The 23,891-nt window shown below is 69.6% G+C and carries 15 protein-coding genes; 11 read left to right on the top strand and 4 right to left on the bottom strand.

Annotated features, from left to right (window positions below; genetic code table 11):
- Positions 1-3: 3 nt before the first annotated feature.
- From V6V89_RS06725 to V6V89_RS06745, 5 genes are all read left to right on the top strand, one after another.
- The gene (locus V6V89_RS06725; RefSeq protein ID WP_334618092.1) at positions 4-234 is read left to right on the top strand and encodes a hypothetical protein; all 231 of its coding nucleotides are present in this window, start codon (positions 4-6) and stop codon (positions 232-234) included.
- A gap of 139 nt (positions 235-373) precedes the next feature.
- Positions 374-2,065, top strand: a complete 1,692-nt coding sequence (locus tag V6V89_RS06730; RefSeq protein WP_334618093.1) for a M4 family metallopeptidase — start codon at positions 374-376, stop codon at positions 2,063-2,065.
- A gap of 371 nt (positions 2,066-2,436) precedes the next feature.
- Positions 2,437-3,078, top strand: a complete 642-nt coding sequence (locus tag V6V89_RS06735) for a HEAT repeat domain-containing protein (protein ID WP_334618094.1) — start codon at positions 2,437-2,439, stop codon at positions 3,076-3,078.
- Positions 3,072-4,085, top strand: coding sequence for a MerR family transcriptional regulator (locus V6V89_RS06740; protein WP_334618095.1), 1,014 nt, complete (start codon positions 3,072-3,074; stop codon positions 4,083-4,085). The genes V6V89_RS06735 and V6V89_RS06740 overlap by 7 nt, the downstream gene beginning before the upstream one ends.
- 75 nt (positions 4,086-4,160) lie before the next feature.
- A complete protein-coding gene (locus V6V89_RS06745; protein ID WP_334618096.1) occupies positions 4,161-5,423 on the top strand; it encodes an HNH endonuclease family protein in 1,263 nt (420 codons plus the stop codon).
- Positions 5,424-5,530: 107 nt separating this feature from the next.
- On the opposite strand, the gene V6V89_RS06750 is transcribed toward V6V89_RS06745, so the two are convergent.
- Together V6V89_RS06750 and V6V89_RS06755 are read right to left on the bottom strand one after the other, a co-directional pair.
- On the bottom strand, positions 5,531-7,432 hold the full coding sequence (locus V6V89_RS06750; RefSeq protein WP_334618097.1) for a M48 family metalloprotease: 1,902 nt from the start codon (positions 7,430-7,432) through the stop codon (positions 5,531-5,533).
- A 17-nt stretch (positions 7,433-7,449) separates the two neighbouring features.
- Positions 7,450-8,046, bottom strand: a complete 597-nt coding sequence (locus V6V89_RS06755) for a LemA family protein (RefSeq protein WP_334618098.1) — start codon at positions 8,044-8,046, stop codon at positions 7,450-7,452.
- A 309-nt stretch (positions 8,047-8,355) separates the two neighbouring features.
- Between V6V89_RS06755 and V6V89_RS06760 the strand changes: the two genes are divergently transcribed.
- The 3 genes from V6V89_RS06760 to V6V89_RS06770 all read left to right on the top strand — a co-directional run bounded on the left by V6V89_RS06760 (position 8,356) and on the right by V6V89_RS06770 (position 12,157).
- Positions 8,356-9,789, top strand: a complete 1,434-nt coding sequence (locus tag V6V89_RS06760; protein WP_334618099.1) for an alpha/beta hydrolase — start codon at positions 8,356-8,358, stop codon at positions 9,787-9,789.
- A gap of 147 nt (positions 9,790-9,936) precedes the next feature.
- Complete coding sequence (locus V6V89_RS06765) at positions 9,937-10,410, top strand: hypothetical protein (protein WP_334618100.1); 474 nt, start codon at positions 9,937-9,939, stop codon at positions 10,408-10,410.
- A 97-nt stretch (positions 10,411-10,507) separates the two neighbouring features.
- The gene (locus V6V89_RS06770; RefSeq protein WP_334618101.1) at positions 10,508-12,157 is read left to right on the top strand and encodes a DUF885 domain-containing protein; all 1,650 of its coding nucleotides are present in this window, start codon (positions 10,508-10,510) and stop codon (positions 12,155-12,157) included.
- A gap of 210 nt (positions 12,158-12,367) precedes the next feature.
- Here the strand turns inward: V6V89_RS06770 and V6V89_RS06775 are convergent, their stop codons facing one another.
- Complete coding sequence (locus tag V6V89_RS06775; RefSeq protein WP_334618102.1) at positions 12,368-12,916, bottom strand: hypothetical protein; 549 nt, start codon at positions 12,914-12,916, stop codon at positions 12,368-12,370.
- A 290-nt stretch (positions 12,917-13,206) separates the two neighbouring features.
- Here V6V89_RS06775 and V6V89_RS06780 point away from each other — a divergent pair, with 290 nt between their 5' ends.
- The 3 genes from V6V89_RS06780 to V6V89_RS06790 are packed head-to-tail and all read left to right on the top strand — an operon-like array spanning position 13,207 to position 22,870.
- Complete coding sequence (locus tag V6V89_RS06780) at positions 13,207-19,377, top strand: polymorphic toxin-type HINT domain-containing protein (RefSeq protein WP_334618103.1); 6,171 nt, start codon at positions 13,207-13,209, stop codon at positions 19,375-19,377.
- Positions 19,378-19,392: 15 nt separating this feature from the next.
- A complete protein-coding gene (locus V6V89_RS06785; RefSeq protein ID WP_334618104.1) occupies positions 19,393-21,435 on the top strand; it encodes a HEAT repeat domain-containing protein in 2,043 nt (680 codons plus the stop codon).
- A 55-nt stretch (positions 21,436-21,490) separates the two neighbouring features.
- Entirely contained in the window at positions 21,491-22,870 is a 1,380-nt protein-coding gene (locus V6V89_RS06790) for a hypothetical protein (RefSeq protein ID WP_334618105.1), read from the top strand.
- 23 nt (positions 22,871-22,893) lie between these two features.
- Here V6V89_RS06790 and V6V89_RS06795 read toward each other — a convergent pair whose 3' ends face one another.
- The gene (locus tag V6V89_RS06795; protein WP_334618106.1) at positions 22,894-23,832 is read right to left on the bottom strand and encodes a cyclase family protein; all 939 of its coding nucleotides are present in this window, start codon (positions 23,830-23,832) and stop codon (positions 22,894-22,896) included.
- Between the last annotated feature and the right edge of the window lie 59 nt (positions 23,833-23,891).

Consider the following 23,891-nt stretch of genomic DNA (forward strand, 5'->3'; position numbering starts at 1 on the left):
GCCGTGAAGAAGCGCATCACCAACGACGGCCAGCCGGTCGACGCGGGTTCCGCTCCCGTCAACGGCCCTACAACGCCCCGATCGTCCACAATAGACGATACTGCCCGTGACGGCGGATCGCCGCCGGCCTGGCTGGTGGACGGCATCGCGGCGGCCGGCGGCCTGATGTCCGCGCCGTCAACACCGCGCAGTGGCGGCGCGGCCCGCAACGCCGGAGGCCCACCCGGACGTTAGACGATCGTGACCGGGTGTGCCCCCGCCGTCCTCTGACGTTCGGCGGCGCACACCCGGTTCGCGTCCTGGTTCAGCAAGCGTCCACGAGTTTGAGAAGTGTCACTCAAATGCGGCAAGACGTCCTGAGAGGAGCAGTACCGTGGCCGAGAACGGTCTGAAGACCTTTTCCATGCACAGCAGCGACGACAAGTACGAGCGCACCGTCGCCACCATATCCGGGGAGCTGGCAGATGCCGACCGGTCGCTCCCCGCGGAGCTTGCGCCGGAGAATCAGGATCCGGAGACCGTGGCCCGGCGCTATCTCAACCAGATGATCGCCAGTCCGGCGGTGCCCTCCCTCACCGCGGCTCCGGCTGAGACCGCGACGTACTACCAGACCGTCGCCACCGAGGCGGTGCCGTTGACCGGTACGAAGGTGGTCAAGTTCGCGCAGTACCTGCACCACATCCCGGTCTACGGCTCACTCATCACGATCGAGTTGGACGACGACAACTCGCTGCTGTCGGTCAACTCCGCGCTCGGTGAGCCCGAAAAGGTCGACCCCGTCGCCAGCGTCTCCCCGGCGCGGGCCAAGGAGGTGATCGCCGAGGACGGCGGGGCGTTCTCGCCACCTGCGGAGCTGCCGCGCCTCTACTACTACTTCGACGACCGCAAGCGGCGGGGCACTTGGCGGCTGGTGTACATCGCGAAGAACGTGCGGCGAGAAGCCGCCGGAAATGGGGCCGCTTCGTCGATGCCGCAGCTGTTCGACTACGTGATTGACGCGCACGGCAAGGGTGAGCTCATCGCGCGGCTGCCCCGCTCGCAGTCGGTCACCTGGAGGCCGGAGGAACTGGAGACGGCTGACGCGCTCGGCAAGCCGCGGCACATCCGGGCAGAGCACAACGAGAGCGGCAAACACCGGTTGAGCGACACGGTCCGCCATGTACAAACCCACAACTTCAACTTCCGCGATATCGCCCGCGGCGACGGCATCCTGCCGGGCGACATCGTGGTCAACCCACCCAAGCCGTGGGACACCGGTGCGATCAGCGCCCACGCCAATGCCGAGGAGGTCGTCGACTTCCTGTTCCAAGAGCTGCACCGCAACGGCCTGGACAATCTCGGTAGCCCAGTGGTGTCCAGCATCAACTGCACCTTCCGAAACGCGAACCCGGCCAACAAGGAATGGCGGAACGCGGCCTGGATCGGCACCCAGATGGTTTACGGCCAACGCATGGTCAACGGCAAGCTCCGCTCCTATGCCGTGGCAAAGGACGTGGTCGCGCACGAGATCATCCACGGGCTCACCGACCACACAGCCCGACTGGAGTACCGGCGCGAGTCTGGGGCCCTGAACGAGTCGTACTCTGACATCCTCGGAATCATCATCTCCAACCGACACCTGCCCGACATCGGCGACTGGAACTGGGAGTTGGGTGAGGATCTCGACGGGACCGGTGTGCCCATTCGCGATCTAAGCGATCCCACCCTGCATGGCCAACCAGCGCACATGGACGACTTCCGCCAGCTGAATCCTGGCGAGGTGCCCAGCGACGCCAACGACCATGGCTTCGTCCACGTCAACAGCGGCATCCACAACAAGGCCGCGCACAACCTCATCACTTCGAAGGCGTCCACCGGGAAGTTTCTCTTCACACCGCACGAGGTGGCGGCGTTGTTCTACCTCGCCTTGTCCCAGCGCCTGACTCGCACTTCGGGTTTCAGCGCGAGCCGCCGGGGTGTTGTCCTGTCCGCCCTGACGCTGTTTCGCAATGATCCGCAGGCGACCAGGACCAAGAAACTCGCCGCCATCGCCAAGGCCTTCGACGACGTAGGAATCACCGCCTAGCACGGCTGGGAGCCCGTTGCCGGACGCACGGGAGAAGCGCGAAGGCGCCCCTGGAGACCCACGCCGCGGGCAACTACAACCGGACGGCCACGGGCCTGCTCCAAGCCGTCCCGGGCACCAGCTCCGCGGGCCACATGACGTTCGGGCCGAACCACACCTTCGCTCCCGGTTCGTACAACGTGGAGTTCGTGATGCGGTCGAACAACGGTCACCGGATCCAGTGTGAGGTCGATGTCCGGCAGGTGCGCGTCGTACTGCTTTTGCACGCCCTGGGCATCGCGCACTTGAGGTTGACACTGTGACAAGGTCTTCACTGGGTGCAGGAGGTGGTCCCCATCAGCTCGACCCACAGGAATTCACAGGTCACGCGCTTGCTCGACGCGTTGGGCGCCGGAAACCCGTCGACGCGGCTCCAGGCGGCCCTGGCGGCTGGTAGGCACGCCGACCCTGGTCTCGTTGGTGAGCTTGTGGCGCGGTGCGCGATCGAGCCCGACTTCTTCGTGCGGGACATGCTTACCTGGGCGTTGACCCGCCTCCCGTCGGAGGTCACGGTGCCCAGGCTCCGCACGGAGCTTGGCTCCGAGTGCGCTCAGGCCCGAAGCCAGGCGTTGCATACGCTGTCAAAGATCGGCGATGGCGAGGCGTGGCCCGCGATCACGCGGTCGTTGTTGCACGACGCCGACGACGAGGTCGCGCGGAGCGCATGGCGTGCTGCCGTCGTCCTCGTGCCCGCTGGCGAAGAGAAGGGACTGGCTGAGGAGCTAGCCGCACAACTCAGTCGCGGCGACCGGAAGGTGCAACTGAGTCTCAGCCGAGCACTCGTCGCACTCGGAGACGTGATCGAGCCGGTCCTGCAGACCGCACTGGCCGGTGACGACCCGGCAGTGCGTGCGCATGCCCGCGCCACCCAGCGGCTCCTGCTCGACCCGGATGCCGGGTTCGACTCATCCGTCGACGAGGCGAAACGGATCGTCGCGCTCGGTCCGGAACGCATCGAGGGTGCCGCGTGCTGATCGGCGAGGTGGCACGCCGCTCGGGCGTGAGTACCCGGATGCTCAGGCACTACGACTCCCTCGGGCTGGTGCGACCGACAGGCCGCACGGTGGGTGGCTACCGCGAGTACTCCGCCGAGGACATTCGCCGGATTTTCCATGTAGAGAGTCTGCGGTCGCTGGGATTGTCGCTGCGACAAATCGCGCGCGCTCTGGCCGATCCCGCCTTCGCACCGTCGGCACTGGTCGGTGACCTCATCCGACGAACCGAAGACCGACTGAAGCGGGAGCAGGAGTTACTCGAGCGACTCCGTACTGTCGATGCCTTGGCGCCCTGCGGCTGGCAGGACGTCCTGCACATCGTCGAGCTCCTGCAGGGGCTCAACTCGCCCAGTGCCGCGCGCCGGCAGCAAAGCGTCCTGGCCTCGGCCGAGGACGTGCCGGTTCCCGCCGAGTTGCTGGCTGGGGCGGTCCTCGCCGAATCCGATCCGAACGTCGCCGGCGCGCTGCGGTGGGCCCTCGCGCGAGCGGGCGGTGACGGGTTGGCGAGCGTGGCATCCGGCCTGTATTCAGAGAACGTCGACATCCGGCGGCGCGCGGTCCTGGCGATCGCCGAGATGCCCGGTGACGAGGCGACCGCGGTGCTCGCGGACGCACTCGAAGACTCGGACACCACGGTTCGCAGGCACGCTGCTCTGGCATTGGGTACGCGTGGCGCGACCGCGGCCGTGGCGACACTCGTCGCCATGGTGGTCGAGGGCACGAACGACGTCGAGGCGGCCGAGGTCCTGGGCGCATTGTCACTGGACCCAGGGTGCGCGGACCCGATCATGAGTGCACTGGTCGACGAGCTCGCCGCACACCCCGCAGACCCCGCGGTGCGGATACGCCTTGCCCAGGCATTCGCCGAGATGCCGGCGACCCTCGCGCAGGGCGTCCTGCGGCAACTGGCCCACGACGAGGATCGGGCGGTCGCCCTCATCGCCTCGACCCTCGTGGGAATGCTCGAAGAACGGTCCAACGGCTGAACCCCTGGCGGATTGTCTCAGCCCGTCCCGGTGGCTGCAGTCGTTTCCCGCGTACTCGCCACGATGGATCGCGCCGTGTTCACCATCGAGGCTATGAGCGATACGACGCGTTTGGCGGCACCCGCCGGACAGCATCGCGTGTCCAGTTGCGGTCGCCACAGAAGGTTTCATGGGTTCTTGGTGGGCCGGCGGCCGCGTCCGGTGTTGGTGGTCGGCCTCACCGTCGCGGTCGCGGTGGCGGTGGGAGCTACGGGCTTTGGCCCGGTGCCAGTGCGGTCGGTGCTTGCCTCCGGCGCGGTTGTCATGCCCACGGCGGATGGGTCCAACGCGCCCGCTTCCGGCACCATCCAGGAAGCGGTTGCCGCGCTCGCGGTTGCGGCGGAGGTGAATGAGGGCTATGACCGGGACCTGTTCCATTATGGCCTCGACGAGGACGGGAACGGCTGTGACACCCGCCGTGAGGTCCTTCTCGCGGAGGCGACCGTTACGCCAATCGTCACCGGTGACTGCGACATCGCCGGCGGCCAGTGGTACTCCTACTACGAGAACGAGACCTACGAGGACGCGAGTCTTGTCGAGGTCGATCATCTGGTGCCGCTGGCTGAGGCGTGGGGGTCCGGTGCATACCGATGGGCACCCGCGACGCGGCAGGCGTTCGCCAACGATCTCGGCGACCCCCGCACCCTGGCGGCGGTCGGTACGGCTGTCAACCAAGACAAGGGCGCGCAAGACGTCGCCGGTTGGCTGCCGCCGTTCGCCGATGCCCAGTGCCGCTACCTGCATGACTGGGTGGCGGTGAAGACGCGCTGGCGGTTGAGCGTCGACGAGGCGGAGAAGACCTCACTGCAGACCCTCGCCGCCCGCTGCGCCGACACACCATTTGCCGCCGTGGCCGTGGCCAACACTGGCAGCCCGGCGGGATCCGCTTCACAGCCGCTGGCGTTCGAGATGTTCGTTGGGGAGTGGGACGTCCACGGGAACGCGGTCGAGATCAGGTCGGACAAGACCGGAACCAGCATCTGGAACGCCGGACCGTGCCACCTCAACCTCGACCCGGCCGCGCCTGAGCCGTTGTGCATGGGCACCGCCACCTTCACGCTGACCGAACAAGCAACCGGTTTGATGGGTACCTACGACTCCGTTGTCTACACCGATCCGGACGGCGCGGTCGTCGCCGATTACGACGACCTCGGCGAAGGCCCCCGAGTCGGGCAGACCTTCACCGTCGAACAGGTCACCGATGGCGTCCTGTACCGCACCCACGACCCAGACATCGTGCTGGGAAACCCGTACCTGTGCGGCCCGACGGCGAGCGCCGAATGGCGTGCAAGGTGTTGACCAACCCGCACTGGACCACTCGCGAGAGCGCCGACACAGGCGGACTTGCTCTGCCAGGGACTACACGAGCGCGCCGCGCTGTGGACGTGCGGCGGGAAGTGAGCGACTTACGCGAGACCGATCAGCGGGGGCAGCGGGCATCGCAGCAGGGCGCAGATGGTTCGCAGCAGTTCGGCCTCGACTACGGTCGTCCGCCGGTCGTGGGCGATGACGTCCACGATCGCGGCGACCAACCGTTCCTTCGCGGGGAGCGAGAGCCCGTCGAGTACCGGCCAGCCGGACTCCAGCGCGAGCGGGCCGGCCGGTGTCGGCGCATACGGCACACGCTCGCCGGGCAGCAGCCGCTGGATGCCCGCGTCGAACGCCCGCTCGGCCGCGGCCGGGTCCGGGTTGCCGGCGTGCGCGAGCGTCGCCAGCAGCGTGGCGACCGCTGGTCCGATGGCCGGTGGCGGTGCCAGCCTGCCGCGCCCCTGTACGGAGGGCGCGAGGTCGGCGAGCAGGAGCCGGGACAGGCAGTATTCGAACATGGTGATCCGGTTGTCCGCATGGACCAGGGTGGTCACCGCGTCCACGAACACCGTCCGTTGTGGCTCGGACTGCTGGCGCAGCGCGGGCAGTGCGAGCTGAGCCACCGGCAGGCGGGAGAGCGGGTGCAGTGCGGCGAGCCGGCCGGCCTCCCGCACCGCCGCGTCTGCAAGGGCTGATCCGTGCCGCTGCGCCAGGAGCGCGTGCTGGTGCCCGCGGGCCGGCGGGTCGCCGGCCAGGAGCAGGCCGAGGACGGTCGCCGGTGCGGTGGCCGGATCTCGCAGGTTGGCCAGCACATCGTCCGGGATATCGGCGACCACGCTCGCCGCGTACCGGTGCGCCGCCTCGGTTGGCGCACCCAGGCTGGCCAGGACCTGCTTGGCGGTGGCGGCGACGGTACTCCCCGCATCGGGCAATGGTTGCGCCGTCCCACCCAGGCCGAGCGTGGCGTCCTCCCGCAGGCCGTCCGGTGGGGCGGCGGTCCACCGCCGGGCCAGCGTGTCCAGCTGCGCCTGGTCGAACGAGGGGTCGAGGACCCGGATACGGTCGGCCAATGGCGGGTGCGTGGCGAACCAGGAGACGACCCGGTTGCCGGTACCGAACAGCATGTGGCCCACCTCCTCCCGCTTCGCGCTGTCCAGATTCGACCCGTCGGGCAGCCCGCCGATCTTCTTCAGCGCGCCGGCGATCCCCGCGGTCTGCCGGGTGTACTGGACGGCTGAGGCGTCCGCGAGGTACTCCCGTTGCCGGGATACCGCCGCCTGGATGAGCCGACCGGCGAGGACGCCGACGTATCCGGCGACCACCAGCGCGATGCCGATCAGCAGCAGAGGATTGGCCGACCGACCGCGCCTTCGCCCTCCCGATACGAGGCCGAGCCGCAGCAGCGAACGCCCGGCGACGGCGAGGAACAGCAGGCCGAACAGCAGTCCGATGAGCCGGATGTTCAGCCGCATGTCGCCGTTGACCACGTGGCTGAACTCGTGCGCGATAACGCCCTGCAGCTCGTCGCGGTTGAGCCGTTCCAACGCGCCGCGGGTGACCGCGATCGCGGCGTCCGATGTGGACCAGCCGGCGGCGAAGGCGTTGATACCCACTTCGTCGGGCAGCAGGTACACCGCGGGGACCGGAGCGCCGGAAGCGATCGCCATCTCCTCGACCACATTGCGCAGCCGGCGCAGCTGGGGGTCGGTGGTGTCCGGCGGCACCGGTACACCGCCGAGGTCACGGGCGACCCGGCCACCGCCCGCCCTGCGCAGTCCAAGCGTGCGCAGCAGGGCTGCGCCGCCGATCGACACGACCGTTGCTCCGGTGGCGAGCCCGAGCAGCGCGGCAAGGTCGAGTGGCGCCATCGAGAGCCCGTCGAACGCGAGCACGGCGGCGAAGTCCACCACGACCACGATGCCGACCACGGCGATGGCGAAAAGGATCACGAGGCGGACCGACATCCGCCGGACCAGGCGCTGGCGCTGGAAGAAATCCATTTGAGTCTGTACCCGCGTCAGAACTGAATCTTCGGTGTCGTGCGCTCCTGCGGGTCCTCGGTGGCGAACATCGCGGCCGGCGCGAAGGAGAACGTGTTGGCCAGCACGATCGCCGGGAACGTGCTCCGCCGGTTGTTGTAGCCCATGACCGCGTCGTTGTACGCCTGACGGGAGAAGGCGATGCGGTTCTCCGTCGAGGTCAGCTCCTCGGACAGCTGCATCATGGTCTGGTTGGCCTTGAGGTCCGGGTACGCCTCGGCGAGCGCGAACAGCCGGCCCAACGACCGGCCGAGGCTCGCCTCGGCACCGGCGAGCTGCTGCATCGAGGCAGGGTCACCGGGGGCTGCCGACGCGGTGGCCTGCGCGGTGGCCGCCGAGCTGCGCGCGGCGACTACCGCTTCGAGCGTCTCCCGCTCGTGCTTCATGTACTCCTTGGCGACCTGGACCAGATTGGGCACCAGGTCGTGCCGCCGCTTGAGCTGGACGTCGATCTGCGCGAACGCGTTCTGCCAAGCGTTGCGCGCCCGAACCAGGCCGTTGTACAGCACAACGCCGTACCCGCCGACCACCAGGGCCAGCAGGACCGCACAGACCAACCCGATCACGAGCTCCATGACACTCCCCAGTCCGACGCCGCTTCCGTGCATCAGATCATGTCCACCGCTCGATGCGAAAAGCCGCGTGCCCTCAACGGGAAGCGCCCCAGCGTGGTATCGCCACCCGACGCCTGTTCAGATGGTGCCCAGCCGCCGCGCCGCGGGGATGGTGCGGGCCGGCGTGACCACCGACCCGACCGGCGATCAGCGCACCGGCTCGTGTGTCGAAGTGGCGAAGCCGTGATCAGGGCCATCTCCGGGTGATTCCCCCTACCGACTCGGGCCGTTGCTGGCCGACGCTCTGACAAGTCGACCGAAGGGAACACTATGACCCACCGCATCGCCGTCCGATGCCTGGCCGCCGCTACCACCGTCGCCGCCGCCGTCGCCGTATTTGCGCTCGCTCCTTCGGCATCCGGTACTGGTGGGCCAAGACCGACGCTTGCATGGACGGCGTGTCCGGACGATATACCCGACCTACCGGTCGCCCCTGACGACCCGGTGAAGTGCGCGACGCTGCGCCTGCCGGTCGACTGGGCGAAGCCGCGCGGTGCGACGTTTGAATTGTGGGTGGCGCGTCGTCCGGCCCGTAACGCCGATCAGCGCGTCGGCACACTCGTGTTCGGCCCTGGTGGTCCAGGTGATTCCGGCGTGGAGCGGATCCGCCGCGGCAACCGGTTCAGCGGCGAAATTCTCGACAAGTTCGACACGGTGAGCTTTGACCCGCGCGGGGTGGCCCGCAGCGGCGGCCCGCGCTGCTCCCCGGATCCGACGGTGCCCAAACCGCCGATGCTGCTGACCGGTCAAGGCGACTTCGACGCGACCATCGCCTACAACCGGGCTTTGTGGGACGCCTGCCGTCACACCAGCCCGGTCTTCGATCACGCCGACACGCTCAGCACTGTGCGTGACCTCGACGCGTTGCGCCGAGCCCTCGGCGAGTCGAAGCTGACCTTCCACGGCAGCTCGTATGGGACGCTGCTCGGCGTACAGTACGCCGAGCGGTACCCGGGCCGGGTCCGGGCCATCGTGCTGGAGAGCGTGTTCGATCACAGCCTCGATTTACGGACATTCGTCCGCGCCCAGGCGATCACGCTGCAGGATTCGTTCGACGAGTTCGTCGCCTGGTGCGACCGAAGCACCGACTGTGTGCTGCACGGCCAGAACGTCCGCGGGGTCTGGGCTGACGTGTTGGCCCGCGCGGACCGCGGCGAGTACGCGCCGTACACCAGCTTCGACGTCGCCGCTATCCCGATCGGAGTCCTGGCCCGCCCCGATTGGCCCAGATACGCCCGGGCCATCCAGTCGCTGTCCAACGGCACTGCGGTCCCGGCTGCCATTCCACCGTTGACCACTGCCGTCTTCTGCAACGACTGGCCGGTGCCCCTGCGCAGCTACGAGGAATACGCCGAACTCGTCGATACGGCCGCGGCCGTGGCACCCGACGTGCGCTATGGCGGGGGCCTGGTAGCCGTGGTGTCATGCCTCGGCTGGCCGGCGCCGGTGCGCAACCCGATCCGCGTCCCACGGGTCCGCACAAACACCCCGCTGCTGCTACTCAACGCCCTGCACGACCCGCGCACCGGCTACGAGTGGGCCACCCACGTCGCCGCTCAGCTGGGCAAACACGGTCGGCTGGTCACCTACGAGGGCTGGGGCCACGGAGCGTACGGATCCACGCCCTGCACCACGGCCGCCGTCGATCGGTACCTGATCAACCTCGCGATACCGGCCCCAGGCACCCGCTGCCCCGCACCCTGAAAGATCGCAGGAGACGGCAAGCCGCCCCTTCGTGGAGCCGCTGACGCCCGACCGGGCGCCTGAGAGCGACGTCGCGGCCCTTGATCAACGGGGGAAGGTCCGTCATGATCTATACCCGCTCAGCGTCTCTCAACAGGGTGAGTGCAAATGAGACTCCAGTTCGGACGGTCCGCCCGCAGGTTGTTGACGCTCGCCGCCGCGAGCATCGGCACGGTCCTGTTGCTGTCCAACCCGGCGTTCGCGTCGTACAACGACGGCTTCGCCGCGACCACTACCAACTCGTGCGGGTCGGCCATCTTTGTCGACTACGGTGAGGGGGCTGCTGGCGGCGGCAAGAACGACGACTACGTCCTGATCCGCGACAACTGTTCCGACAGCCACGGGGTCCGGGCCTGGGCCTGGGTCACCGAGCACACCTCGGCCGGCGACCTGACCTACAGCCTCGGGTCGAAGTACAACGGCAACGGGGTTGCGGGCGCGGACGTCGTCTGGGATCCGTTCATCGAGGGCAACGTGCGGCCGGGCGACACGGTGAAGCTGAGGGTCTGCTTGGTCGATGGCAGCGGCGACACCACCGGCTCGTACTGCGGCTCGGCCAGCCACACCAGCGTGGACGGCTGACCACCCGCACCAACACCTCGAACCGGCGGTGCGCCAGAGACCGCGTACCGGGCATATGGTGGGTCCAGCCGGCTAGGACGATGGGAGCTGCGCGCCGATGGACAAGCTGGGCCGGTTGGGTGAGGAGTACTTCCGCCTGCATTTTGCCGGCGATCCGTTCCAAGCCGGCGTGTTCGGCGTGCCCGGGTATGAGGCGGAGGTGCCCGACCCGAGCCGTGCCGCCGCCGCGCGGCGGCACGGCGAGCTGGCCCGACTCGCCGCGGAGCTCGCCACGGTCGACCGCGGCGCCCTCGACCAAGAGAACCAGATCAGCCACGCGATCCTGAGCCGGCTGCTGCGCGACGAGCAGCGGGCCCTGCGCGGCGGTGTCACCGATGTCGCTGTCACCGCCAGCATCGCCGGGCCGCTCGCACAGGTGGTGTCGACCGTGCCGGCGGGGACCGGTTCCGACGAAGCGTACTTGGCCCGGCTAGAGAAGCTGGGCGGCTTCTTCGATCGGCACGTGGAGCGGTACCGGCAGGCGGCCGCCGACGGGCGGTTCCCCACCGAGCTCGGCGTGCGCCAGGCGATAGCCCAGGTCGACGCGTACCTCGCCACGCCTATCGAACGCGACCCGCTGCTGCGACCGGATGCGCGTGTCGCCGACATCGTCGCTTCTGGGGTACGCCCGGCGCTGGTGCGTTTCCGGATGGCGCTCGCCGAGCATCTGTTGCCCGCCGGCCGGACCGGTGAGCGCGTCGGGCTGTGCCACGTGCCCGGCGGTACCGACGCATACCTCGACCTGGTCCGTGCCTACACCACGACCGAGCTCGGGCCCGAGGAGATTCACCAGATCGGGTTGGACGTGGTGGCGGGGTTGCGTGCGGAGTTCGCCGAGCGCGGCGGTCGGACGCTGGGGACCAGCGACGTCGACGAGGTTCTCGTGCGGCTCCGCGAGGATCCCGGGCTTCGGTTCGGCACCGCACAGGAGATCGTCGACACGGTCACGGGCGCCTTGCGGCGGGCCGAGGACGCGGTGCCAGACTGGTTCAACAGCTATGACATCGCGCCGTGTGTGGTGCGCGAGATGGACCCGGCCGAGGCGGAAAACTCGGTGCTCGGCTACTACATCGCTCCCACCGTGGACGGCTCGCGGCCCGGCGCGCACGTGGTGAACACCCACCGACCCGACCTGCGGCCGCGATTCGAGTACGAGGTGCTGGCATTCCACGAAAGCGTTCCCGGGCATCACCTGCAGATCGCGGTCGCCCAGTCGCGCGATGACCTGCCGCTGTTCCGGCGCTTCGCGTTCTTCGACGCGCACGGCGAGGGCTGGGGGCTGTACACCGAGCGGCTGAGCGACGAGATGGGTCTGTTCACCAGCGACCTGAGCCGGCTCGGCATGGTGTCGTTCGACGCCTGGCGGGCGTGCCGCCTGGTAGTCGACACCGGCATGCACCACCTTGGCTGGTCCCGCGAACGGGCCATCGCCTACATGCGGGCCAACACCGCACTGTCGGAGACCAACATCGCCAACGAGGTCGACCGGTACATCGCGATGCCAGGGCAGGCGCTGGCGTACATGATCGGGCGGCTGCGCATCCAGCAGCTACGTGATCGCGCACGCGTAGCGCGTGGCCCGGCGTTCGACATCCGCGCGTTCCACCACGAGGTGCTCGCCCACGGGCCACTGCCACTGGACACGCTGGAGGAGCTGATCGCCGCCCGCCGTACCTGCGCCAGGAACGTCGCACGCCGGCCGGCGTAGGTGAAACCGTGGCCCACAGCGCTTCCAGCGCCGCCTGCAGCGGATCTGGTTCGGTCGCGGCCGTCAGCGCCGGCAGCGCCATCGCGACCGGGTCCACCGGAGCGTCGAGGGCTGTGCGGAGCGCGTCAGCCTGACCCCGGCCCGCCGGGCGCAGCGAGACGATCGAGAACGTGACGGTCTCCTGACCCACGATCCGCGCCCGCAGCGCCATCAGGTCGGTGAACTCGGCGGGCAGTGGCTCGCCCCGCTCCAGCGCCGCCCACGCCGGTACTCCTCCTCGCGGCGCTCCTTCTCCAGCCGCATCAGCATCTCGGCTTCGACCTGCTCCCACAGCGTCGGTGGCGGCGGCAGTGTGGCGGCCCAATCGTGCAAATAGGCGATGCCTGCGGCGCAGTACCGCACCCGATAGACCGGCAACCGGCCGGCGTCCTGCCCCTCGGGAGTCAGCGGCAGCCGCGCGAGCGTCCCGTCACCCCACGGGACCAACCCGACCACCGCATCCCTGGGCAGGAACGACACCTCCACGATCTCCTCCCACTCCTGCACAGCGGTCGCCGGCTCATCGTCATGCAGCTCGATCGTGAAGTGAACCCGCCCGGAGTGGGTGCCGGTCATCAGGAACAGCGCACCCGGCTCACCGGCCCCGCAAAGGCCGTTCGCCTGCCCGGCGAACGCCCTGCTCATATCCGGCAGCTCGCGACTGGTCACATAGGTCTGGCCGTAGGCGACCGGTACCACACCATCGAAGAGGACCCGCACGGGTTCATCCTGCCACCGACCCACAGGCGTGCGCCGACCATGCAACGAGGCACGAGCGGACGTCGGCCCACCCGATCAATGCCCATCGTCCGCGGGCACCATGCTCTCGACTCATCCGAAAACGCTTGAGATCCAAAGCCCCGCCAACCGAACACCCGATGGAAATACAGCTAATTTCGAATGGCACAGCCTGCCTTAAGAAAATCACAAACTTAGGTCTACCGATCATTGGTAACGCTCCCATAGGCTGCCGACTGACGCTCAACGCAGACGATCACGGGGGTTTTCAAATGCGGCATTCGCGTCGGTTCATGCTGCTCTGCGCTGCCTTGGCGGTCCTGCTTACCGCCACTCTCCTCATCGCGATACCGGCCCGACCGGTCAGTGCGGCACCGCGAACACCGGTAGCGCCCGCGGGCGCCGGACCGGTCGAGCGGCCGTTGCCGGCCGCTGCCCTGCCCAACCATGGCCTGCCCAAGGGGCAGCGTTCGCCGGTCGTGCCGCCGGCAGCCAAGGCCGAGGGCGCAGCCCGTAAGCCGACCGCCGCGGACCGGGCACGGACGGCCGCCGCCCGGGCCGCCGCGGCCGACCCGGCGGCCACGGTGGCGCGCGATGTGCTGCTACGACCGGGATTCCTGCTCGGCGACACGTCGCTGGTGGTGTACTTCAACGGCGAGGTCGTCGAGGGCGATCCCACGTCGTTCGCGCAGTGGTGGGCGACCGTGACCGACGTGGAGTCGGGCGCTGAGCAGCGCTCGGTGACACTCGGCCAGAGCGACCTCAGCAAGTGCCAGGTGCCGCGCACGCTGTGCCGCAGCTTCGGCACCGCCGACGGCTGGACGCTCGACCCGGCGCGCCGCTACACCGCGACCATCACGGTGGTGCAGCCAGACGGTTCCGAGGCGATCTCGGTGCCGTCCGCGGCGGCCCAACCGCGCAAGACCGCGACGCCGCCGTCGTTGCCCGCGGCGCAGGCCGCGGGCTGCGGCTGTCCGACCGTGCTTGGTCCGACCACCTCGCCGCAGGGCATCCGCGGCGCCCAGGTCAACACGGCCACCGGCGCGTTCATCCGCACCGAACGCGACTTCGTCATGCCCTCGTACGGCATTCCGTTCCAGGCCACCCGGTTCTACTCCTCCGCCAACCCAACTGGTGGCATGTTCGGTCCAGGGTGGACCTGGACATATGACGCCAGGGTCGTCGCCGCCGAGGGCGGCGCGGTGCGGGTTCGCGCCGAGGACGGTTCGGAGGCGGTCTACACGCGGGCCGGAGACGGAAGCTACACCCGTCCGCCCGGCATCCGGTCCAAGCTCTCCGCGGTCGCGGACGGCTGGCGGCTCGTGACGCCGGACCAGCGCACGCTGCGTTTCAACGCCGAGGGTCAGCTGCTGTCGGTGGCGAACGCCCGCGGCCACGGCGTGACGCTGCGGTACACGTCGGGGCTGCTGACGTCGGTGATCGACGCGTCCGGCCGGGTGGTCCGCATCGAAAACCGCACCGACCTGCGGATGATCACGAAGATCACGTTGCCGGACGGGCGGTCGACCCAGTTCGACTACCAGGACGGCCGGCTGCTGAAGGTACAGGATCCGCGCGGCTACACCCACAGCTACGCGTACAACGCCGCGGGCCGCCTGACGCAGGTGACCGACGCGCGCGGCAATGCCCACGTCCGCAACACCTACGACGCGAACGGCCGCGTTGCCGAGCAGCGCGATCCACACGACGCGCTGACCAGATTCGAGTGGTTCGCGGACCGGCAAGAGGCCAAGACCACCGACCCGGACGGGGTCGTGGTCTACGACGGCTACCGCGACAACGTGCTGATCTACAGCCAGAACGGCAACAACGACGTCGTCAACCACCGGTATGACGAGCGGCTCCACAAGGGCCTGGTGGTCGATCCCAAGGGCAACCAGGAAGAAACCCATCACGACGGCGAGGGCAATCCGGTCTCGCGCAAGGCACCCGAGCCGTTCTCCTTCACCGAGGTCAACGTCTTCGACCCACGCAACAACCTCACCTCCCACCGGGACGGGCGAGGCAACACGTGGTCGTACACGTTCAACGAGAACAACGAGATGACCGGTCAGGCGAATCCCGCGCATGACCAGGGCTACCAATACGAGTACGACAACCGCGGGCTCGTCACGCGGCGCATCGACCCCCGCGACAAGGCCACCACCTACGAGTACGACACGCACGGCAACCGCGTCGCGGAGATCGCGCCGACGGGGCGGCGCACCGAGTTCACGTACGACGGCACCGGCCGGATGACATCGGTCGTCGACCCGCGCGGCACGGTGCCCGGCGGCAACAAGGACGCCTTCCGCACCCGGGTGGTCTACGACCAGGCCGGCAACGTCATCGAGCAGTGGCAGCCCGGCAAGCCCGCGCCGTTCCGCATCACCTACGACGAGCTGGGCAACCAGGTCGTGCAGACCGACCCGCTCAGCAATTCGGTGCGCTTCACGTTCGACAAGGCCAGCCGCCTGGTCGAGACGAAGAGCCCGCGCGGAGACGTCACCGCTACCACGTACACGGCAGGTGGGCGGCGCGCCTCGGTCACCGACGGCGAGGGCAACAAGACGACCTTCACGTACGACGCGGCCGGCCGGGTCGCCACCGAAACCTCGCCGCGCGGCAACGCCGATCCCGACCGCGCGGCCGAGTTCACCACGACGTACCACTACGACTTCAACGGCAACCTGGTCCGGATGGACCGGCCCTACGGGCCGGGCGGCGCCAGGGTCCAGGTCGACTCCGCCTTCGACGAGCTCGACCGGCCCGAGGTGCAGACCGACCAGCTCGGCAAGACCACCAGCGTGGAGTACGACAACGCCGGCAACGTCGTCGGGATGACCAACGAGAACGGCGAGAAGCTCGGCTACACGTACGACGCCGCCAACCGCCGCACCGACGGCACGAGCCCCGACGCGGCGCCGGGCGCCGAGATCGAGTACGACCAGGCCGGCAACCCGACGCGGCAGGTCACACCGACCGGCGGCGTGGTCACCTGGCAGTACGACGACGACGGCCGGCCGGTCGCCGTCACCGAGCCGCGCGGCAACGTGGCCGGCGCCACCCCGGACGACTTCACCACCCGGTACGCGTACGACCCGGCGGGCAACCTGGCGACGGTCACCGACCCGCTCGGCAGCGTCACCCGCTTCACGTACGACGCCAGCAACCGGCTGACCGCGAAGACCGACGCCAACGGTCACACCACGCGTTACACCTTCGACGACGCCGACCGGCTGACCTCGGTGGTGGGCCCGGACGCGCCCAACAATCAGGCGCTCACCTACACCTACGACGCGGACGGGCGGGTCATCAAGGCCACCGACCCGCTCAGCCACACCACGTCGATGGAGTACGACCGTGCCGGCCGGCTCACCGTCCACACCGACCCGATCGGTCGCCGCCGGGAATACGTGTACGACCCGGACGGCAACCTGACCCAACTGGTGACCGCCCGGATCGTCGAGGGTGACCCACGCGTCGACCCCAACCGGCCAGCACGCACCATCTTCTACGAGTACGACAACGTCGACCGCCTGATCCGCAAGCAATTCGGCGCCGGCGGGCAGGTCGACACCTTCGGGTATGACGCCAAGAACCGGCTGGCCAGCGCGGCCGACCCCGGCGGTGTCCAGATCCGCACGTACGACGACACCGACCGCCTGACCACGGTCACCCGTGGCGACGAGACGTTCCGCTACGAGTACGACAGCGACGACAACGTGACCGCGCGGATCTATCCGAACGGCACCCGCGTCGACGCCACCTACGACGCGGGCGATCGGGTCACCAGCCTGACCGCGTCCCGTGGCGGCTCGTCCGCCCGCTACGGGTTCGACTACGACGTCGCCGACCAGCTGATCCGCACGACGTACCCGGCCAGCACGGGTGTGGTCGAGGAGCGCTCGTACGACCGCGCCGCCCGCATGACCTCCGTGTCCGGCAAGCGCGGCGACCAGGTCCTGTCGCAGTTCGACCTGACGCTCGACCCGGTCGGCAACCCCACCAGGATCACGTCCACGCGTGGGGCGCCCGGCGAGGCGACGGTGGTCGAGGCGACGGCGTACCGCTACGACGCCGCCGACCGGCTCACCTCGGTGTGTTTCGGCGCGCAGAGCTGCGACGGCGCGGTCGCCGAGCGCACCGACTACACCTACGACCTGGTGGGCAACCGCACCACGCAGAAGGTGGTCGCACCCGGGCAGAACAAGATCACCACCTACACGTACGACGGCGCCGACCAGCTCATGCGGGAGACGACCACCGGGTCGGTGTCCAACGAGCGCACCTTCGAGTACGACCTGGAGGGCAACCAGACCCGCGCCGGCTCGGACCGGTTCACGTACCGGCTCGACCACACCCTGCTGTCCGCCACTGTGGACGGCCAGCAGACCACGTACTCGTACGATGCCACCGGGATGCGCGTCGGCTCGACGACGGGTACGGGTGACGCGGCGGTCCGCCGGCAGTGGTCGTGGGACGTCAACTCCGCGCTGCCGCTGCTCGCCGCCGAGAGCGAGACGGGTCCGCGGGGCACCGCCGAGCGCGGCTACCTGTACGGCGGCGACGGGCGTCCGCTGGCTCTGCTCGCACCGAACGGCGAAGGACTGGCCGCACACTCGTACCTGCACGACTGGCTCAATGGTGTGTCCGATGTGGTCGATCCGACCGGGACGCCCGAGTGGGCCTACGAGTACGACCCGTTCGGCGTCGCGCGCGGTGACAACCTCACCGACGGCGGCCGCAAGCTGACCGACGACGCGCCTGCTAACCCGTTGCAGTACGCCGGTGGCTACCGCGACAGCAGCCAGAGCGACCGCTATCACCTGCGGGCGCGCAATTACGACCCGAGCACCGGCCGGTTCGACGCCAGCGATCCAGGCCCGACCGACTCGACGGCACCGGCCATCTCCACGTACGCGTACGCCAACAATCGGCCGACCGTGCTGACCGACCCATCCGGCATGGACCCGGACGGCGCCAACGGCATGGGCGAGGCGTACGCCGCGTACTACACCTGCATGGCCGACGCGGCGTGCCGGGCGCAGTACGAGGCCGACATGGGCGCCGCCACGGCCTCCGCGACCGGCGGCGACGGTTACGTGGAGAACCCCGACTATGCCTCGGCGAAGAAGGTGGTCGACGAGGCCGACGGGCTGATCAGCCGCATCGGCGACGAGATCGTCAATCTGATCCTCGATCTGGTCGGCTTCAACGACGCCAAGAAGTGCGTCACGGAGGGCGACATCGTCGCCTGCATATCGACCGCGTTGCAGGCGGTGCCGTGGGGCAAGATGTTCAAGGCCGCCAAGGTCATGATCAAGGCCATCGGCGTCGGTGCGCGCCTGGTCGAGGCGTACGGCAAGTTGCGCGCCGCCCGCAAGGCACTCGAAGGCATACCGCGGTTCGTCAAGGCGGCGGGCAAGACCGCCGACGAGGCGGCGGCCAGCAAGAAGTACGCCTCGAACGTGCGCAACGCCGTCGACGAGGCCAAGGACGCCGGGGGCAAGGCTAAACAGACAACGAAGAAAGCCACCAACGCCAAGCGCAAGAAGACCAAGTGCGAGAACTCCTTCGCTGCCGGCACCTTGGTGGTGATGGCCGACGGCAGCACCAAGGCGATCGAGAAGGTGCAGCCGGGCGACACCGTCCTGGCGACCGACCCGCAAACCGGTGAGACCCGGCCCGAAGAGGTCACCGCCGCCATCACCAACACGGGTGACAAGGAACTGGTCGACCTCACTCTGGTGGGTGCCGGCGCCGGAGGCGGCGGCCCGCCGTCCGTGGCCAACACCGTCACAGCGACCGATGGCCATCCATTCTGGACGGTCGAGCGGGGTTGGGTGGACGCCGGCGACGTCCGGACAGGCGAGCACCTGCGCGACGTCGACGGGTCGGCGGTCCTGGTGGCCGCCACCGCACACCGCACCGAGCACACCACCGTGCACAACCTGACCGTCGACGACCTGCACACGTACTACGTACAGACGCAGAGCGGCACCGGCGCGCTCGACCACAACAGCTCCTGCGGCGAATACGTCGAATACGGCTCAACCGACATCAGCAAGAAGGCGGCCGAGTTCCGCCTCAAGGGCAAGAACCCGGACGGCACCACCATCAAGGGCGGCCAGACAGTCGTCACCGTCAAGTACCGCGTCGGCAAGACCGCGACTGGAGAGGACATCTTCGACTACAAGTCCTTCGCCAACACACCGCGCAAGCAGGGCGACGTCCACGCCGAGGTCCACATGGACAACTGGCTCACCAGCAAGGGAATCCAGCCGGACGACGTGGCGGCCATCTACTCCGACCGGGCTGTCTGCGCGAAATGCAATCCGGTCCTCGCCAAGTGGGGTCACGAGAAGGTGACCTGGACCCACCCGTCCGGCACCAACATCTCCAAAGCCATGGCCCGGCAGGCGCTCGGCATGTTGACATGACCAGAATGGTGGTTGATGTCCGCGAACCTCGATGACGTGCCGTGGCGGAGCCTGGAGTCGACCTCCGGCTCCGCCACGGTGGTCCATGACCTGCTCCGTGATGCCCGCGTCGCCGACGACGAGGAACTCGACGAGATCGCCGACAACCTGTCGTACGAGCTGGGCAACGACGGCGTACCGCTGCCGGCCGCACCGGCCGCCGTTGCCTTCCTGGTGGACCTCGTCGTCGCCAGGCCGGTGGCGAACCTCGTGCGGGTCCTGGCCGACCTGGTGCCGCCAGAGCTCGACGACCGGCTCGCCCGCCCGATCGGACACGAGTACGCCAACCTGCCAGAGGTGACGGATCCGGCGCGCGACGCGGTACAGCGGGCGCTCGGTGATCGCCTGCCCGACCTGCTGCCGCTGCTCGACGCGGACACGGCCGAGGTACGGCTCTGGGCGGCCCGGCTGCTCGGCGGGCTGCCGAGGCACGCGGAGGAGACGCTGCCGGCGCTGCGCGCCGCCGCCGGACGTGAGCCCGACCCGCTCGCACGCGCCAGCGCGGTGCTCGCGGTGGGCGCCCTGGCCGCCGACACCGGGCGCGCGGGCGAGGTCCTGCCGTGGTTGCGTCGGGTGCTCGCCGACGACCCGGCACCGCCGGCACGAACGGCCGCCGCCGTAGCGGCCGGCTGGGCCACCACCGCCCAGTCCTCGGGGAGCGCACCACTCGGGCCGGCGGAGAGGCAGGCAATCCTGGCCGCCGCGGCAGACCCGCCCGCCGGCGTCGACGACGAGTTCGCGTGGTCGCGCGGCGACCTGTACCCGTTCCTGCGCTCTGCCTCGCCCGACGACCGCGCCTTCGCGGTCGAACTGGCCGCGCGTGGACGCGGCGCGCCGGCGTCCTGGCGGCGGGTCGACGCGATCGGCACCGCCTGGTACGTGATGGCCCGTTGGCGCTCCGCCCCGCCCGAGGTCGTGCCGGTCCTCGCCACCTTCACCGGCGACGCCGCGCCGCTGGTACGGCAGGAGGCCGCCCATGTGCTCGCGTGGGCCGGCCAGGCGACCGCGCTGGTCGTTGACCCGCTAGTCGCCCTCCTCGCCGACGCCACGCCCGACGTGGTGGACGGCGGCGCCGACAGCGCTCCGCCGGTGGCGTGGAGCGCACTGCTCGGGCTGGCCCGCGTCGACAGCGGCCGGGTCGCCGCCGACGTGGCGCGCCTCATCGCCGACCCGCGGGCCTTCCCGGCGCACCCCAACCAGCCGTCGCTGGTTGCGGACGTCCTGGCGGCGATGGCCGACCGGGCGGCCGACCTGCTGCCCGCGGTGCGCGACTACCTGGCCGGCGATCCGATGGCCGGCGACCGGTGGCACCTGCACCAGGTACTCGCCGGCATCCGCGCCTGGCCGGGACTGGCCGACGGCGTGGGCTCCGAGCTGCTGGCGCTCGCCGGGCACGCGGAGTGGCCAAAACCGCTGGTCACGCTGCTCGGTGAGCTCGGCCCGGCGGTCACGCCCGCGAGCGACCACCTTCGGCAGCTTCTCCGGTCGGCGGACGCGCGCACCAGCACGCCGGCGGCTGTGGCGCTCTGGCGGATCGGCGGCGATCCGGGGGAGGCGCTGGCTGTCCTCGGCGCGTGGTTGCGCGGCGACGACCAGTACGGTGCGCGGCTGGCCACGCAGGCGGCCGAGCGTATCGGCCGGGACGCCCGCGATCTGGCCGGTGACGTGGCGCCACTGCTGCGCAGCGAGGTGCGCGAGGTGCGGGTGGCGGCCGGCCGTGCACTGTGGCGGATGACCGGCGACACCGAGGCGGTACTCGAAACCCTGCTGGAGGAGGCCGAGCCAGACCGGATCGGGATGGACGCGATCGAGCTGCTCGCCGAGATCGGCCCGCCGGCCGGCGCGGCGTTGCCCGACCTGACCCGCATGGCGGGTAGCGAGGGCCGCATCCCCCTGCAAGGGGTACGGCTTCGCGGCGGCCGCCGCGTGATCATCTACAACCAGGGTCGTGACTACATCGTGCTGGACGAGGCATGCCGCGACCTCGCCCGGCACGCCATCGCTCGCATCGCGAGGTGAACAGGCGAAGGTTGGCCGCGCTGGTCCGGGACACGCCGCCGCGGTCGTCGACGACTTGCGCGGAGCCCTGGCCGCCGCCGCTCCCGGCTCCGAGGTCGTCCCGCACCAACTGGCCCGGTCACTCGGGCACTTGACCTACGCCCGCCGGTTCCTGCACGAAGCCCCCGGCCACTACGAGGAAGCCGCCAGGCGGGCGCTCGCCCCGCGGGAGGCGGCACGGGACCTGCGCAGTGCCTCCGACAGCGCGCATGCCTTCATCGACACTGGTCGGGCCTTCGACCTGCTACTCGCCTCGGCCGAGCAGGCGCGGCTGGCCGGGGACGCCAACGCCGAGGCGATCACGCTCGCCTTCGCCGTCACCACGGCAAACCGGCACCCGGCCGGGTTCACCGACGAGGTGTCCCACGAGCGGCTGCGTGGCCTGCTCGACCGGGCCATGGCCATCGGTGACCACCAGGATCGGTTCGTGGCCGCCCATCTCGCCGCGGCGAACGCGTGGAACGCCCACGGGGCGAAGGTCGCTCCCGACCCCGGCCTGATGACGGCTGCGGTGGCTGCCGCCCGCGCGACCGGCGACCCGGTGCTGATCAGCGCGGGCCTTGACGGGATCGGCATCGCGGCCCTCGCCGCCGGCCGGTTCCGCGAAGCGCACCGGATCGCCACCGAGCGGATGGCCCTGCTCGACGATATGTCCCGCGACGACCCGTACCCGGCACCCGAGATCACCGACACGTACCACATGGCCGCCACCTGCGCGGTCACCGTCGGCGACCCGTCCACCGCGCTGTCCGTGGCAAGGCTGGCAGTGGCCGACGACCTCGTCGGCGGGCAGTCGGCCGTCGCCTTGAGCGCGGTGCTGCCAGCGCGGGTACTGCTGGGCGACCTCGACGGAACCGTACGCGACGGTCTGGCCCTCTGGGACGTCTGCGAGCGGGCCAGAAGCCCGCTCGCGTGGCTCTCACCGGCGGTCGCGTCGGTCGCGCTGGCCCACGGTCTCCTCGGCGACGACGATGCGTTCCAGCTGTGGCGGACCAGGGCCAAGCAGGTCGCAGGCAACGCCCGGTTCCGGTACCTGGACGCGTACGCCGCGTTCGTCGACGCCCGGGTGGCCCTCCACACCGGACGGATGGACCACGCCGGCGTACTGGTGGAGCGCACCTTTGCCGACTTCCCGCTCCAGGACTGGCACCGTGCGTTCGCCCACGCCGCCGGAGCGGAGCTGGCTGTCGCGAGTGGACTGCCCGACGCCGCAGACCGACTCGCGGCAGCGTCGGCCACGGCCACGGAGAACGACTGGGCGACCACCTGCCTCACCAGAGCCCGCGGCCGGTTCGACCACGACGCGGACGCACTCACCACATCCCTCGCTGGGTGGGACCGCATCGGCGCAGGCTTCGAACACGCCTACACCTTGCGGCTGATCCAGGACCTGTGACCGGCGGACGCCGTGAACCGCGGTCAGAACGTGGCGATCGGGTTGACCGGGCTGCCGGACGTACCGGCGAAGCGGACTGGCGCGACTGCGAGGTGGAAGTCCCACTGGTCGAGCTCGGCAGCCGTCGTCGCGCACATCTCCAGGTCGCAGTTGTCGAGCATCCACAGACCCATCGCGACGAGACTCACGGCGTGAACCGGCATCAACACGTCTTCGTACCCCGACGGCTGAACGTCCTGGGGGGTGTCAGCGCCGATCAGCGCGACCTCCCGTTCATGCAGCCACGGCAGGCAGGACGCGTGCCAGCCGGCCTGCGTGAAACCGCTGGCCTCACCGGCCTCGTGCCGGACCCGGCCATAGCCGGTCCGCAGGAGTACCGCGTCGCCGGATCGCACCCGCACACCCTGGCGACGCTCGGCCTTCTCGAGATCGTCGGGAAACACACCCTGCCCCGGTTCCAACCACGGCACATCGCGGACCCTCGCAATGTCCAGCAATACACCACGCGTGATGATCCCGTTCGCCGCCGCCGTGACGGCCGCCCACGCCGATCCCGTTTCGGCGTCGACCAACGAGTGCGACCGCCCGTTGTACATCGTGCCGTCCCAGAAGATGTGGCACGGCGAGTCGACGTGGGTGAGGGTGTTGCCGTGGAACGTGATGCCGAGCCGCTCGGACGAAAAGCCCCAGCGCCGGTCGGCGTGGAAGCCGGGCACCGGCATGTTCTCGGCACCCGGCATGTCGGCGGCGCACGGGCACGTCGTCGTCGACCGCTCCATGTCTTCCGGTACGGCAACCTCCCACGCGCACGACACGCTCCTGCCGTGGCGCACGGCCCGCGCCGCCGCCAGCCGGACGTCGTCGGTGATGTGGTTCAGGGTCCCGAGCTCGTCGTCGTCGCCCCACCGTCCCCAGTTCGACAGCGTGTTGAAGTATCCGAGCACGTCGTCCTGTGTGGGCATCGGTCGCCCCGCCGTCATCCCAGCATCGACTCCTCCGGTCACGCGGTTCGAGTCATCGC

It is taken from the genome of Micromonospora sp. CPCC 206061 (genome assembly GCF_036906915.1).
Lineage (GTDB): Bacteria > Actinomycetota > Actinomycetes > Mycobacteriales > Micromonosporaceae > Phytohabitans.

What these genes read in the sequence shown, in the direction of transcription:
- V6V89_RS06750 (WP_334618097.1), bottom strand. Translation starts at nt 7,432, where the DNA reads ATGGATTTCTTCCAGCGCCAGCGCCTGGTCCGGCGGATGTCGGTCCGC.
- V6V89_RS06780 (WP_334618103.1), top strand. Translation starts at nt 13,207, where the DNA reads ATGCGGCATTCGCGTCGGTTCATGCTGCTCTGCGCTGCCTTGGCGGTC.
- V6V89_RS06760 (WP_334618099.1), top strand. Translation starts at nt 8,356, where the DNA reads ATGACCCACCGCATCGCCGTCCGATGCCTGGCCGCCGCTACCACCGTC.
- V6V89_RS06785 (WP_334618104.1), top strand. Translation starts at nt 19,393, where the DNA reads ATGTCCGCGAACCTCGATGACGTGCCGTGGCGGAGCCTGGAGTCGACC.
- V6V89_RS06795 (WP_334618106.1), bottom strand. Translation starts at nt 23,832, where the DNA reads ATGCCCACACAGGACGACGTGCTCGGATACTTCAACACGCTGTCGAAC.
- V6V89_RS06770 (WP_334618101.1), top strand. Translation starts at nt 10,508, where the DNA reads ATGGACAAGCTGGGCCGGTTGGGTGAGGAGTACTTCCGCCTGCATTTT.
- V6V89_RS06765 (WP_334618100.1), top strand. Translation starts at nt 9,937, where the DNA reads ATGAGACTCCAGTTCGGACGGTCCGCCCGCAGGTTGTTGACGCTCGCC.
- V6V89_RS06755 (WP_334618098.1), bottom strand. Translation starts at nt 8,046, where the DNA reads ATGGAGCTCGTGATCGGGTTGGTCTGTGCGGTCCTGCTGGCCCTGGTG.